Here is a 13,715-nt window from a genome sequence, read left to right as displayed (position 1 = left end):
CCGCAGGGGCCGTCTGTGGTCAGAAGTCTCTGAGCAGGCGGCCCGCGCCAGCGATGCGGTCGGTGATGCCGTGCTCGCGCAGGGCGTGCCACAGCGTGGCCGTGTTGATCGCAACGACGGGTTTGCCGAGCTCGGCCTCCAGGGCCTCGGCCTGGGAGACGAAGGAGAGGTTGGTGCCCACCTGCACGATGGCTTCGATCGAGGGGCCGTCCAGGGCGGTGACCATCTCCAGGATCCGGTCGGGTCCCACCCTGGCGATATCAGTCGCGGTCGGGCAGCGCAGTCCTGAAACGGCTGCCACATCGAATCCCGATTCGCTGAAGAACCGGCTGACCTCACGGTCGGCCACAGGCTGGTAAGGGGAGAAGACTGCGATGCGCCGGCACTTGAGAGCGTGCAGTGCGGCCCGGCAGGAACTTGCGCCGGTGGTGACCGGGAGGCCGGTGCGTTCGCGTAGTCGGCGTTCGAAGGCCGCGTTGCCCGCTACGCCGCCCCAGAACGTCTCCGCGGACATCCCCATGACCATCCGGTCCGGTTCGGCCGTAAGGACGTCGCGGACGGCGGTGTCAATGGAAGCCCTGATCTGGGACAGGAGCGCCTCAAAGTCCCGGTCGTCGGCCATGGCCGGGTGTGGGATGTGCATGGAGCCCGTGCGGTATGCGACTCCGGGAATTCGTGCTCTCCAATAGTCGTGTTCGACGACGGTGTTGGTGCTCGGCACGATGACTCCGAAGACGGCTCGTGGGCCCACGGCGTTGGTCATGGCGGATGCTCCAGTTCGCACGGGTAAGTTGACAGTCACCGCGAGTGGCGTACGCGCCGGGGTTCCAGATCCGGTTCGCCCAGACTGCAGAGCGCTGGTGGCAGGGTGACCATGGCGGTGGTCCCGACGCCCTGGCGCGCTGCTCGAAGTTCCACGTGGATCGCGTGATGCTCGGCCAGCCGGGCCACGACGTACAGGCCCATCCGGCGTGCTGCGGAGCCGTCCAGTGCCGGCGGAACGGCGAGACGCCGGTTGTGGTGTGCGAGCTCCTTGGTGGTGAGGCCGAAGCCGAGGTCGCTCACCTCGATGAGGGCGTTTGCGTGGGGGAGTTCGGTCGCGGTGACCATGACGGGACTCTGAGGGCTGGAGAAGGCGGTTGCGTTGTCGAGGAGCTCGGCCAGGAGATGGATGACGTCGCCGGCGGCTGATCCGGCGATGAGCACCTGAGGTACGTTGACGATGCGTACGCGCTGGTACTGCTCCACCTCACCGGCTGCCGCACGCAGGATTCTTTCCAGCGGGATCGGCTCGCCCCACCCGCTGTTGATGCGCTCTCCGGTCAGCACCAGGAGGTTCTCGCCGTTGCGCCGCATTCGGGTGGCGAGGTGGTCGAGGCGGAACAGGCGCTCCAGTCGGTCGGGTGAGGTCTCGTCCTGTTCCAGGGCGCCGATGACTTCCAGCTGGCGCATGGTGAGGCTGTGCGTGCGCTTGGCGAGGCTGGCGAAGAGATCGCTCACGTGCGAGCGGAGCAGGGCCTGCTCGGAGGCCAGGTGGACGGCCTGGCGGGCAACCGCATCGAAGGCTTGCGCTACCTGTGCCAGTTCCCCGCTGCCATGGACAGGGGTGGCTGTCATCGGAGCCACTGCCTGGTCAGGGGCCTCGGTCAGGTGGCTGATGGCGAACGGCAGCTGGTCGCGGGCCACAGAGAGCGCCGAGTGGCGAAGAGCCCGAATCTCCTTCAGCGTGGTGCGCGAGATCCAGATGACGAGCGCGACGGAGAGCAGCACGACGAGGAGAGTGAACACGCCAGAGCGGATCGCGGTGTCCCCGGCGTCGGTGAGCGCACCGGTGGTGATGTCGGCAAGGTCTTGACCGAGCTGGTCTTCGACCTTGTGCAACTGGTCCATTTGCGCGCCGGCGAAGTCGAAGAACGCCTGTGGAGTCGTCGCAAGTCCGGCGTCCGTCGCAGTACCGGACATGACAGTGGCGCGCAGCTGCGTGAAACGTTCCATGCCGAGGGCGGAGACGGTCGAGGAGAAGAGCTGAGCGTCCCCAGGGCCGGCGCCCGCCTGGAACTCTGCCAGAGCCGCCCGCTCGAGACCTGCGGCCACCTGTACGCGCTCTGCGGCTTCGGCGGTTCCCAGACGTCCGCCGAGGACCGCCGTGATGAGCGAACGCTGCGTGGACATGGCGGATTTCGCGACGGACAAGCAGGAGAGGGACTTGCCTTTGGCGCTGGCTTCGGGGGTGAGGGAGATCTCGTTGTGCAGCCCAAGCAGGGGAGCGATGAGGTTCTCGTACTGGCGCTGGACGTCCAGGGTGTCCTGGTAAGTCTCGGCCGCCTTCGGCTGCTGCCTCAGGTTCCCGGCTAAGGCTCCTTGCGCTCGCTGCTCGGCTTCCTCGGCGCTTCGGCGGACTTGAGGCAGGGAGGGGGCCCGCTGGATGAACTCCTCGAGCCGTTTGCGCAGAGCGGGCTGCGAGCCCGGGATTCTGCTGGCAGCGTCGAGGAATTCCTTCCACGCCGTGTCGGTGGCGGCCGCGGGTTGCGCTGACGGTGGGCCTGCCCGCTTTGGGGCAGCCGCAGGCCTGTCGGGTGGCAGGGCTGATCTTCCGGCTTCCTCCTGGAGGGCAGCTGCCACCACGCCTGCCCGCCGGGAGAGGCTTGCGGTGGCGGCGGCCTCGGTTGCCCGGGTGGCGGAATCGGAGGCTTCAAGGGTGCGCAGGGTACCCAGGGCGGAGAAGGCCACCAGCGGCAAGAGGGTGATGGCGGCCAGGCGGAACGTGAAGCCCCAGTTGGCCGGCGATATGCCTGCGGAGCGTCGCCGCCCGGGCGCATCGGTAGAGGTGTGCCTGTGCTGTCCGGACCGTCGCGGGAGGGGCCATCGGATCGGCAAGTCGGCACTCCTGACAGATAGACAATCGAGTACGCGTGTTTCGTTCAGTGAAACGATGTTTCGCAAAACTAGAGGTGGGTGGCCGGACCGTCAACCGTTCCCCGGCGCCGGCCTCTCGTGCGGCTGGTGGAGGAGCGTGCGCGTTCCTCACGCAACTCCCTGAGGTAACTCAGTGCGTCGACCTGGATGGTGTGGCGGCTGGAGGCGACGTATCGCCGTGCCGTGCGGGCGTGGTACTCGTTGATCTCGCGCTGCATCGTGTCGTGCGAGGGCAGGCGGCAGCGGCCTTGGAGCAGGTCGGCCACCCAGCGGGACTGCGCTTCGGCCAGCGGCATGATCGCGCCGAGCGGCTGGACGAGCCCGATGAAGTACAGCCCGCTGTGGTCGGGGGAGACGACACGTCGGTACAGGGTCACCGCGTTGCCGGCCGGGTCGATCAGCTTTTCCGGCAGGAAGGGGAAGTCGATGTCGTAGCCGGTGCAGTAGATGACCGCGTCGATCTCCTCCCGGCTGCCGTCCTCGAAAACGACACCGGATCCGTCGAGTTCCTTGATCATCGGAGTGACGGTGATGTCGCCGTGGCCCAGGCGCGAGAGCAGGTCGTCGGAGATCGTCGGATGGGCGCCGAGGACGCCGTGGCGCGGCTCGGGGAGGCCGTACGCGGACAGGCGGCCGCGGCTGAGCCGCAGGAGCAGCGATAGCCCGAGGGCCTGGATCGCGAGCGGGGCCCGTGCGAGCCAGGACCCGGTGAGGTGATCGGTAGGGGTTCCGAAGAGGTACTTGGGCAGGATGTGTGCCCCGCGGCGCATGGACAGGAAGGTGTGGGTGGAGACGCGAGAGGTTTCGACGGCGATGTCGCACGCGGAGTTTCCGATACCCAGGACGAGAACCCGCGCTCCGGCGAAGGGCTCGGGGGTGCGGTAGTGGTGCGAGTGGGTCTGGCTGCCGGTGAACGAACCCGCTCCGGGGAGCTCGGGGCGTGGCATGCGGGGTTTCCAGTGGTGACCGTTGGCGACCAGCACCGCGTCGTAGGCGCGGCTGGTCGAGGAGCCGTCCTCGAGGCTGCGTGCCGTCACAGCCCACCGGCCGTCGGGTGTCTTGCCGACCTCGGTCACCTCGGTGCGGAACGCGATCGAGGGGCGCAGACCGAAGTGGTCGACGAACGCGTCGAAGTAGCGCGCGATGTGGAAGTGGCTCGGGTAGACCGGGTAGGCGTCCGACATGGGGAAACAGGCGTACTCCATCACCTGCCGGGAGGTGTTGATGTGCAGGGACCGGTAGGCCGAGGACATGCCGTTGTCGTTCTGGTAGCGCCAGTTGCCGCCGACCTCGGAGCCGCTCTCGTAGCAGTCATATGGGATGCCGCGCTCGGCGAGGACCTGGCAGGCGGCGATGCCGGACGAGCCGGCTCCGATCACACAGATTCGTTCCATCCGGACCTCCATTGTGACCACCCGGTCATGTGGCCGGGCGGTCATACAGTCTTCGCGCGCCTGCACATTTGTCAACCGGCATGCAAAAGGCGGCAGTTGTGCAACTCGGGAAGCCTCTGCGTTGCTGACGGATTCATTGACAGGGCACCAGGCTCCGCCCACTATGACCGGGCGGTCACATGACCGCCCGGTCACGCCGCGGGTCGATCACTCCACCGTGGGGTCACCGGCGGATCTGTCGTCCTGCGGGAGCCGTGATGTCCACCTCTTCACCACCCCAAGACGCTCCGCCACCCACCACTGCCGCCCGGCAGCTACCCCCCGACGACGTTGACGTGCTCGTCATCGGATCCGGCTTCGGGGGCAGCGTCACCGCCCTGCGCCTGACCGAGAAGGGCTACCGCGTCGCCGTTCTCGAGGCCGGCCGGCGCTTCGCGGACGACGAGTTCCCCCGGACCTCCTGGCGGGTACGTGACTACCTCTTCGCGCCGCGCCTCGGCTGCCGCGGCATTCTCCGCATGACCCTGCTGGGCCGCGTTCTGGTATTGACCGGTGCGGGCGTCGGAGGCGGATCCCTCGGCTACGCCAACACCCTCTACGTTCCGCCCCCACCCTTCTACGAGGGCACCCACTGGGCCGCCATCACCGACTGGCGCACCGAACTGGCCCCCTACTACGAGCAGGCCCGACGCATGCTCGGCGTCACACTCAACCCCCGGTTCACGCCCTCTGACCGGGTACTGAAGGAAGCCGCCCGGGAACTGGGATGCGAAGGCACTTTCCGTGCCACCCCCGTAGGCGTGCACTTCGGGAAACCCGGCACCGCGCCCGGCACGACCGTTCCCGACCCCTATTTCGGCGGTGCCGGCCCCGCCCGCGCGGCCTGCCTGCACTGCGGGGCATGCATGACGGGATGCCGGCACAACGCCAAGAACACCCTCCCCAAGAACTACCTCGGCCTGGCCGAAGCCGCCGGAGCGACGGTCTGCGCCGAACGCACCGTCACCGAGGTCCGCCCGAACACCACCACCGGCGCCGGCTGGACCGTCACGTCCGTCCGCACCGGACGCACCATCCGCACCGAACTGCACACCACCACCGCACGGCACGTCGTCTTCGCCGCCGGAGCCCTCGGCACCCAGCGCCTGCTCCACCGCCTCCGAGCCGACGGCTCCCTGCCCCACATCTCCCCGCGCCTAGGTCACCTGACGCGGACGAACTCCGAGGCCATCCTCGCGGTGCGCTCCAAGGATCCGGGCGCAGACTTCACCCAAGGCGTCGCCATCACTTCCTCGGTGCACCTCGACGACACCACCCACGTCGAACCGGTCCGATACGGGCCCGGCAGCAACCTACTCGCCCTGCTCGGAGCGATCCTCACCGACCCAGCCCCCGGACGCTCCCGGCTCCTGTCCGGCCTCGCCACGATGGCCGCGAACGCCCGGAGCCTGCCGGCCCTGCACCGCCCGCGCCGCTGGGCGAGGCAATCGGTGGTCCTGCTGGTCATGCAGTCGGCCGACAACTCCCTCACCACCAGGCTGCGCCGCGGTCTGCTCGGACAGCGCCTGACCAGCCTGCCTGGCGAGGGCGCCTCCAACCCCACCTGGATACCGGCCGGCCATCACCTGGCCCGCATCGCCGCCGAACAGAACGACGCGATGGCCTGCGGCACATGGGGAGACTTGTTCAACATTCCGTCCACCGGCCACCTGATCGGCGGCTGCACCATTGCCACCGATGCCGCCCACGGAGTCGTCGACCCGTACCACCGCGTTCACGGGTACCCCGGGCTGCACGTCATCGACGGTTCCACCATCTCCGCCAACCTCGGAGTCAACCCCTCCTTGACCATCACCGCCCTCGCCGAACGCGCCACCGCCCTGTGGCCCAACCTCGGCGACACCGACCCCCGCCCCCGGCCGGACACGCCCTACCGCCGGCTGGATCCCGTCAGACCACGACGCCCAGCCGTCCCCGAACACGCTCCCGCCGCGCTGCGGTTCAGCCCCCGGCCTCCCGAAGAACAGGACCCCGATGCCGACGTACCCGCCTGAGCCCTGGCACCTCGCCGGGCAGATGAACCTCTCCCTGTGGCTCGTCCCACGCAAGGCAGTGCCACCCCTGCCGAACGGCGTACGGCCCCTCACCCTCGCAGGCCGCGCCATCATGGGCGCCGCCTGGGTCATCTACGAGAACGACAGCGTCCTGCACTACAACGAGGTCCTCTCCGCCGTGCTGGTCCGCGACCGCTTCAAGCCCCGCGTCAGCATCACCGACATATGGGTGGACAGCCCGCCATCGCTGGCCGGTGGGCGCGAACTGTGGGGAATCCCGAAGGAGCTGGCCGCCTTCGACATCGCCAGGGACAAGGGCATGGAAGCGACCGCCCGGACCGAGGACACCACGCTGTGCTCCGCGTCCTTCCAGCACCGAACCCCGCTGCCGGGACGCTGGCCGATCTCCTACCGCCTCGCCCAGCAACTCGACGGGCACCTGAAGACAAGCCGCGTGCGCAGCCGCAGCCAGGTCGCACTGGCGCGAGCGACCTGGCGGATCCCGCCCGGCAGCACGCTCAGGCTCCCGGTCGACGGCCCGCCCCTGCTCAGCCTGACCTTGCACGACTTCAGCCTCGCCTTCGGCAGCGCCTCCCCGAGGACGCCGACCACCAAGGTCTGAGAACCCGACGAGGGCCCCCGGCGGGCCTTCCCTTCCGAGGAGCGCTCATGACGCCCGCAACCAATCTGCCCTCCACCCTTTGCGAGGCCTTCCAGCAGACCGTGACCGCCCGGCCCCACGAACCCGCGCTCCTCACCCCCGAGGGCCCCATACTGACCTGGGCCCAATACGCCGATCGTGTCGCATCCGTCGCAGCCGCACTCAAGCACCTCGGCGTCCGCCGAGGCGAGCCAGTGGCCCTCATGCTCACCAACCGGCCCGAGTTCCACATCGCCGACTGCGCCGCCCTGCACCTGGGCGCCGTTCCCTACTCCCTCTACAACAGTCTTCCCGCCGACCAGATTCACGACCTGCTGACCAGCACCGCAACCCGTCTCGTCGTCACCGAACGCCGTTTCCTTCCCGTGCTGCGCGCTGCGCGCGTCGACACCTGCGTCCGGCAGCTGGTAGCCGTCGATGCTCTGGAAGATCCGGCCGAGGACGGTGTCCTCTCCCTCGCCGAGGCCGCGTCGACGGCCCCCACCCCCCTCGATCTCGCCGCCGCCGTTCGCGAGGTAGGTCCCGACGACCTGATCACCTTGATCCACACCTCCGGTACCACAGGCCGCTCCAAAGCCGTTGAGATCACCCACCGCGCGATGATGGCCCAACTCGACGGCACCCAACAGGTCCTGAACGTCACCGCGGGCGACAGTCACATATCCTTCCTCCCCGCCGCACACATCGCCGACCGGTGGGGATCGCACTACACCCACCTCGCCTGCGGAACCCAGCTGACCTGCCTGGACGACCTGTCCCGCCTTGCCGAAACCCTCACCACAGTGCGCCCCACGCTCTTCGGAGCCGTGCCCGCCCTCTGGCAACGCCTGCGCACCGGCCTGGAGAACGCGATCGCCGACGCCGACCCAGGGCTTCGCACCCTGGTGGAGGACGCCCTGGCCACCGGCCGCCGCCTCGCTCCGCGCCGCTGGGCGACCGATCCCCTCACCGAGGCCGAGCGAGCCGAACTCGACGCGGCTGAACCGATCCTCGGCGAACTCCGCCGCCGCATCGGGCTCGACCGCGCCCGCATCTGCATCACCGGGGCCGCACCGGCACCCGAAGGACTCCAGGACTTCTTCCACGCCCTCGGCCTTCCCCTCACCGACGCCTGGGGCATGTCAGAACTCAGCGGCATCGCACTCATCGCCCCACCGGACAGCCCACGGGCCGGAACCGTGGGCCGCCCCGTCCCCGGCGCCGAGATCAGCATCGCCGACGACGGAGAACTCCTCGTACGCGCACCCTTCCTGATGCGCGGATACCGCGGCGAGCCCGAACTCACCGCGCAGACCATCGACACGGAAGGCTGGCTGCACACCGGCGACCTCGCCACCATCGACGCTGCCGGCGACGTGCGCATCGTCGACCGCAAGAAAGACCTCATCATCAGCACGGGCGGCAAGAACATGGCCCCGGCCCGCATCGAGGGCGTCCTCAAGGAGGCCTCGCCCCTGATCGCGCACGCCATCGTCGTCGGCGACGCCCGCCCCTTCAACGTCGCCCTCCTCGTCCCCGACCGCGAGGCCGTCACCGCCTGGGCCCGGAAAATCGGCATCACCTCAACCGCACCCTGGCACACCCACGCTCCTGAGCTCGCGGCAGCCCTCACCGAGGCCGTCGCCGATGCCAACACCCGCCTCTCGCGACCCGAACGGATCCGGGCCCACGAGGTACTCACCGAACAATGGACCCCGGGCGGACCCGAACTCACCGTGACCCTCAAAGTCCGCCGGGCCGCCGTCACCATCCAGTACGCCGACATGGTCGAGGCCCTGTACCAGCGCGCCGGGACCGGCCGGTGATATCGGCCGCACTGGTACTCCTCGCCGCCCTCCAACTCGTCCTGGCCGCAATCGCATTGCGAGCCGGCCCGGCCGGCCTGCTCACCGCGCTCCTTGGATGCGCCCTGGCATACGACTCGGCCGTCGTATCGGTCGGCGTTCTACTCGGTGAGGGTCCGGCACTGGAGACCCTGAGCGTTGGCCGCTTCGTCGCCCACGCCGTGGGAACGCCCCTCGTGCTGCCGTGCGCGATCCTCGCTCTGCGCGGCGGACGCGCCTCCCTCGCAGGAGGTTGGGTCATCGTCGTTTCACTGATCGGGCTCGGCTGTGCGACTACGCTGTCGGGCCTCCACCTCCGTTCCCGCACCTGGGCGGACACCCTGCGCTACGCGGATGCCGAGCCGGGCGCATTCCCGGTCGCAGCCGTCCTCGCGATCGTCATATTGCTGGCGATCGGCGTTGCTGCCTGGATCCGGCTCAGGACGCCTTGGATTGCCCTGGGGGCCCTCGCCGTCCTTGCCTGCTCCGCCGGCGCCTTTGCCGCGCCACCGCTGGGGAACGTGGGCGAGGCCTTGATGCTCGCCGGACTCGTTGTAGAGCTGCGCCGCAGACGGTCGGTACGGCCTGCAGCAGCCGAACACTGAGAAGTCGCCCAAATGGCAACACCGTTCCGTATGGAGAAACGCAGGTGGTCTTGGCGTGTACGCGCCAATGTGCTGCAATGGATACATCGTTTCTCTCCGCGATACCCCCACAGGAGGGCACCCCTCGTGCTACGCACACTCATGCGCGCCGTCCCGGCCATCATCCTGGCCGTCGCCGCCACCCTGACCGCCCCCACCGCGCTGGCGGCCGCCCCCACCCCCGCATCCACCATCGCGGCTGATCCCGCCGCCCCAGGCGCCTACCCCGTCGCCTACACCGACCTGACCGTCTCCGCCTCCGGCCGCTCCTACAGCGCCCGCGTCTGGTACCCCGGCACCACCGCGGGCGCCAACGCCCCCGTCGCCCAAGGCCTCCACCCCGGCCTCGCGTTCGGGCACGGCTTCTTCCAGGACATCTCCAAGTACGAAACTCTCCTGCGCCACTACACCTCGTGGGGCTTCATCACCGTCACCCCCAAGTCGCAGGGCGGCCTCTCACCCAGCCACACCGGATTCGCCGACGACCTCAACGCCGGCCTCACCTGGCTGACCGCACAGAACACCGCCACGGGCTCACGCTTCAACGGCACCGTCGACACCAGCCGCTACGCGGTGTCCGGCCACTCCATGGGCGGCGGCGCGGCCCTCCTCGCCGCAGCCCGCAACCCCGCCGTCAAGACCGTCTCCACCCTCGCGGCCGCCGAGACCAACCCCTCCGCGATCACCGCGTCCGGAGCCATCACCGCCCCGGCCCAGTACGTCGGCGGAAGCAAGGACACCATCGCCGGAGTCGCCGACAACCAGCAGAAGATGTACGACGCCAAGAAGGCGCCGACACAACTGCGGGTCATCACCGGCGGATTCCACTGCGGATTCGTCGACAGCAACGGCTTCGGCTGCGACAGCGGCTCCATCGCCCGAGCCGAACAGCAGCGACTCACCCGCTCGGTGACCACCACATACCTGCTCTACACGCTGGGCCTCGACGCCTCCCTCCAGGGCCAGGTCTGGGGCACCGCCGCGCAGACCCTGCCCGGCGTCGTGTACACCGCCAAGCCCTGACCTCACCCCCGCCGCCCGCCCGCACGGAGGACAACCATGAGCGCACCCGCCCCCCGCCACGAACACGACGGGGAGCGGGTCGCTTTCACCGTCTTCCCCGGGCGGCCCCCGGTCACCGTCCGGCGCGGCGCACCCGCCCCGTTCGGATGGTGGCCCGCCATCTGCATCGCCCTCGTCGCAGCCATCGACCGCATCGAGTACAACCTCCTCGCCGGCGCCCTGCCCACCATCCAGAAGGAGTTCGGATTCGGCGACGCGGCCGGCGGAGCCATCGCCACCGCCGGATCACTCGCCGCAGTGATCCTGCTGCTCCCGGCGGGGCGGCTCGCCGACACCGCCCGCCGCACCTGGACCGTCGCCGTCGTCGTGGCCGTCTGGTCGCTGCTGACCGTCGGCACCGGGCTCGCCGGCAGCTACCTCACCCTCTTCACCGTCCGGATGTTCCTCGGAGCCGCCGGACAGCTCTACAACCCGCCCGCCTCCAGCCTCCTCGCCGACTACTACCCGGGCCCCGGACGCACGCGAGCCTTCGGTTACGAGCGCATGGCCTACTTCGGCGGCCTGCCCATCGGGGTCATCGCCGGAGGCGCTCTTGCACAGAGCGTCGGCTGGCGCACAGGCTTCTTCCTCGTCGCCGTGCCCGGACTGCTCGTCGCCCTGCTCGTCCTGACCCTGCGTGAACCGGCTCGGGGCACCGGAGACCGTCTCACCCTGTGGTACCGGCGCGAGGCCGGCGACCCACCCGCAGAGAAGCTGACCTCGTCATCGGGCCCCGAAGACGTCGCTCCGCAACCGCTGCGCACCCAGGTGCGCGAGCTGCTGCGGATCCGAACCCTGCGCACCGTGGTCACGGGCCTCAGCATTCTCTTCTTCGGACTTGGCGGCCTCTTCTACTGGATGCCTTCCTACTACGGCCGGTTCTTCGGACTCGGCGAGGCCGAGGCCGCCGCCGTGGCCGGCGGCGCCGGACTGGTCGGCATCGTCGCCGGCATCATCACCGGCAGCTGGCTGGGCGACCGCGACGGCACCCCGCGCCCCGGCCGCCGTATCGCCATCGGCGGCTCGGGCCTGCTGCTCGGCACCATCGCCTTGGCCGGCGCCGTCGCGGTGCCGGTCCTCGTGCCACAGGTCCTGTGCTTCGGCCTCGCCAACTTCGGCTTCGCCGCCGCCCTGGCCAACCTCACCGCAGCCAACGCCGACGTCGTCGCAGCCGAACGACGCGGCCTCGGCTTCGCCGTCCTCCAGCTCCTGGTCACCCTTGGTGGATCGCTCGGTCCATGGCTCATCGGTCTGGCGTCCGATGCGACGGGGTCCCTCCGCTGGGCCTTCGCCACCGTGCTGGTGCCCCTGCTGGTGGGGTCAGTGGTGGTTCTGCGCGGCCGCCGCCACTACGAAGCCGACGCCGCTGCGGCGGCCCGACGATCAGCCTGACCGCGACATACCCACTCGACGTGTGCACACACGATCCGTCCAACAGAAAGGAAATCGCGACTTCTTCATGTGCACCACGCACCATCTCACGCCGACAACAGAGAAGAAGATCGGATTACTCATGGCACGCACCAAGCACTCACCGGCACAACGCAGCACCGGCCGCGGCATCGCGGCCGGCCTGCTCGGGTTCGCCCTGCTGACCGCGGTGGGCGTCGCGGCCCCTGCCGCCGCGGAGAGCCCGCAGAGCCCGACCCCCGTCCCCACCCTCGCCTACCCCTCCTCCGTCGGAGCCGATGCCGCCGACATCTACTACCCGGAATCCGGAAGCCGGCTCCCCGTGGTCCTGCTCCAACAAGGAGCGAACGTCGACAAGAGCCACTACGAGGGCTACGCCCGCACCGTCGCGGCATTCGGCTTCGTCGTGGTCGTCCCCAACCACCAGCGCTCCGTCTTCGGCATCCCCGGCCTGTGGGCCTCTGCCGACCAGAGCCTCACCACCGTCGCCTGGTCGAAGACCGAGAACACCCGCGCCGACAGCCCCCTCGCCGGCCGGCTGGACCCTGCCTCGTTCGCCCTCCTCGGCCACTCCTTCGGCGGCGCCGCAGGCATCGCCACCGTCCAGGGGCAGTGCGCCCCGCCCTTCTGCTTCGGCCTGCCGCCGGGGGCCGTCAAGCCCGCCGAACTCAAAGCGGCCGCCTTCTTCGGCACCAACAACGCGCCGCCCGGCGGAGGTCCGGTCGCCCCGGTGAACAACACCGTGCCGGTCGCCCTGATCCAGGGATCCGCCGACGGCGTTGCCGCCCCCGCGGCCGCGCAGGCCACGTACGAGGCCCTGAAGGGCACACCGAAGGCGCTCGTCACGGTTGCCGGGGTCAACCACTACGGCATCACGGGCGTCCAGAATCCGCCCGGCGCCGCCCCTGATCCCTCGGCCCAGACCACCGACCAAGTCGACGGCATCCGCACCTCCGCCCGCTGGTCGGCGCTCTTCCTCAAAGCCGCTCTGGGCGACAGCATCGCCCGCTCCTACATCCGCTACTGGGGGGACGGTGCCGACCCCGCGGTCACCGTGCAGCAGGCCTACTGAGCCACCCGCGCGATCCGCACACCGAGGCGCCGACCCTGGCCGCACTGCCGGGGCCGGCGCCGCGTTGTCAGGGCTCGCGAAGGGACGGTGTCAGAACATGCCGTTGGAGTTCGCGGCCGACGTGGGGACGTCCTGGATGACGTCCCAGTGCTCGACGACCTTTCCGTCCTCCAAGCGGAAGTAGTCCGCCAGCGCACGGCCGGGATTGTCCGGGTTGCCCGGCTCCAGGTCCAGGTGGGAGTGGGTGACGACCAGGTCGCCTTCGGCAATGACGCGCTTGATGTCGAGCTTCAGATCCGGGTACTCGCCGCGCAGCCATGTCACAAAGCCGATGAACGCCTCGGGGCCGTCCTGGGCATCCGGATTGTGCTGCACGTAGACGGGGCCGAAGTGGTCGTCTACGGCCTTCTGGGGGTCGCCGCCGAAAGCAGTCTGGTAGTAATCGACAACGACCTGCTTGTTGTGCTGAAGATCCGACATGATGTGTCCGTTCCGATGGGGGGTTCCCGGAACGGTGAACGAAAAAAGATCAAGGGGTAGCACCGGGAACCCAGGATTACTCGACTGGGTGCGCCCTCGCGTCTGTGAGGCTGCCCGGGCAGGCATGCCGACGCTGTTTGTACTTTCCCTTGCCGCCCCTGACCTGGGCGTACAGCAGGATCCACCGCCAGCTGGCGGC

The 13,715-nt window shown here is 69.3% G+C and carries 11 protein-coding genes; 7 read left to right on the top strand and 4 right to left on the bottom strand.

The window, feature by feature from the left end; genetic code table 11:
* Positions 1-19: 19 nt before the first annotated feature.
* From ACFYYB_RS27540 to ACFYYB_RS27530, 3 genes are all read right to left on the bottom strand, one after another.
* Complete coding sequence (locus ACFYYB_RS27540; protein ID WP_389438322.1) at positions 20-763, bottom strand: hypothetical protein; 744 nt, start codon at positions 761-763, stop codon at positions 20-22.
* Between the two features lie 35 nt (positions 764-798).
* Positions 799-2,730, bottom strand: coding sequence for a nitrate- and nitrite sensing domain-containing protein (locus ACFYYB_RS27535; protein ID WP_389438320.1), 1,932 nt, complete (start codon positions 2,728-2,730; stop codon positions 799-801).
* 215 nt (positions 2,731-2,945) lie between these two features.
* Positions 2,946-4,310 (bottom strand): NAD(P)-binding domain-containing protein, encoded by a 1,365-nt coding sequence (locus ACFYYB_RS27530; protein ID WP_389438319.1) that lies wholly within the window; start codon positions 4,308-4,310, stop codon positions 2,946-2,948.
* Positions 4,311-4,567: 257 nt separating this feature from the next.
* On the opposite strand from ACFYYB_RS27530, the gene ACFYYB_RS27525 reads away from it, so the two are divergent.
* The 7 genes from ACFYYB_RS27525 to ACFYYB_RS27495 all read left to right on the top strand — a co-directional run bounded on the left by ACFYYB_RS27525 (position 4,568) and on the right by ACFYYB_RS27495 (position 13,036).
* Positions 4,568-6,364, top strand: a complete 1,797-nt coding sequence (locus ACFYYB_RS27525) for a GMC oxidoreductase (RefSeq protein WP_389438317.1) — start codon at positions 4,568-4,570, stop codon at positions 6,362-6,364.
* A complete protein-coding gene (locus ACFYYB_RS27520) occupies positions 6,345-6,986 on the top strand; it encodes an acetoacetate decarboxylase family protein (RefSeq protein WP_389438316.1) in 642 nt (213 codons plus the stop codon). Before ACFYYB_RS27525 ends, ACFYYB_RS27520 begins: the two co-directional genes overlap by 20 nt.
* Before the next feature lie 47 nt (positions 6,987-7,033).
* The gene (locus tag ACFYYB_RS27515; protein ID WP_389438315.1) at positions 7,034-8,830 is read left to right on the top strand and encodes an AMP-dependent synthetase/ligase; all 1,797 of its coding nucleotides are present in this window, start codon (positions 7,034-7,036) and stop codon (positions 8,828-8,830) included.
* Complete coding sequence (locus tag ACFYYB_RS27510; protein ID WP_389438314.1) at positions 8,827-9,453, top strand: hypothetical protein; 627 nt, start codon at positions 8,827-8,829, stop codon at positions 9,451-9,453. The genes ACFYYB_RS27515 and ACFYYB_RS27510 overlap by 4 nt, the downstream gene beginning before the upstream one ends.
* 126 nt (positions 9,454-9,579) lie before the next feature.
* Complete coding sequence (locus ACFYYB_RS27505; RefSeq protein WP_389438313.1) at positions 9,580-10,515, top strand: dienelactone hydrolase family protein; 936 nt, start codon at positions 9,580-9,582, stop codon at positions 10,513-10,515.
* Between the two features lie 36 nt (positions 10,516-10,551).
* Entirely contained in the window at positions 10,552-11,946 is a 1,395-nt protein-coding gene (locus tag ACFYYB_RS27500; RefSeq protein WP_389438312.1) for an MFS transporter, read from the top strand.
* Between the two features lie 121 nt (positions 11,947-12,067).
* A complete protein-coding gene (locus ACFYYB_RS27495) occupies positions 12,068-13,036 on the top strand; it encodes a hypothetical protein (protein ID WP_389438311.1) in 969 nt (322 codons plus the stop codon).
* Positions 13,037-13,126: 90 nt separating this feature from the next.
* On the opposite strand, the gene ACFYYB_RS27490 is transcribed toward ACFYYB_RS27495, so the two are convergent.
* Positions 13,127-13,516, bottom strand: coding sequence for an ester cyclase (locus ACFYYB_RS27490; RefSeq protein WP_389438310.1), 390 nt, complete (start codon positions 13,514-13,516; stop codon positions 13,127-13,129).
* Positions 13,517-13,715 lie beyond the last annotated feature (199 nt).

This window comes from Streptomyces sp. NPDC002886 (assembly GCF_042888445.1).
Classification (GTDB): domain Bacteria; phylum Actinomycetota; class Actinomycetes; order Streptomycetales; family Streptomycetaceae; genus Streptomyces.
The sequence above is the reverse complement of the archived record's forward strand: the minus strand, read 5'-3'. Positions and strand labels throughout refer to the sequence as shown.